Raw genomic sequence first — 446 nt, forward strand, 5'->3', positions numbered from 1 at the left:
CGGTAATCGTGCGCATCTTCCTTGGAGCGGAGCGAACGGGTCTCGCCCTTGTCCGGATCGTAGAGCCGGGTTTCCTGGACGATCGTGCCGCCCTCCTCGATCACTTCGATCTGGCGGCGCGCTTCATGCTCGATCACCGCCTGGACGAACCGGACCGAGTTGACGTTCTTGGTCTCGGTGCGGGTGCCGAACGGCTCGCCCGGCTTGCGCACCGACACGTTGACGTCGGCTCGCATCGAGCCTTCCTCCATGTTGCCGTCGCACGAGCCCACGTAGCGCAGGATCGCGCGCAGCTTGCGAAGGTACGCGCCGGCTTCGGCGGGAGAACGCAGATCGGGCTTGGAGACGATCTCCATCAATGCAACGCCGCAGCGATTGAGGTCGACGTAGCTCATGGTCGGGTGCTGATCGTGCATCAGCTTGCCCGCGTCCTGCTCGACGTGGAT

1 pseudogene is annotated in these 446 nt (G+C 64.3%); it reads right to left on the reverse strand.

Annotation, left to right across the window (positions count from 1 at the left end):
- Positions 1-446 (reverse strand): annotated as a pseudogene (gatB, locus tag I6F37_RS39935) (Asp-tRNA(Asn)/Glu-tRNA(Gln) amidotransferase GatCAB subunit B); the annotation flags it as partial.

Source organism: Bradyrhizobium sp. NBAIM08 (assembly GCF_020193935.1).
GTDB lineage: Bacteria > Pseudomonadota > Alphaproteobacteria > Rhizobiales > Xanthobacteraceae > Bradyrhizobium > Bradyrhizobium yuanmingense.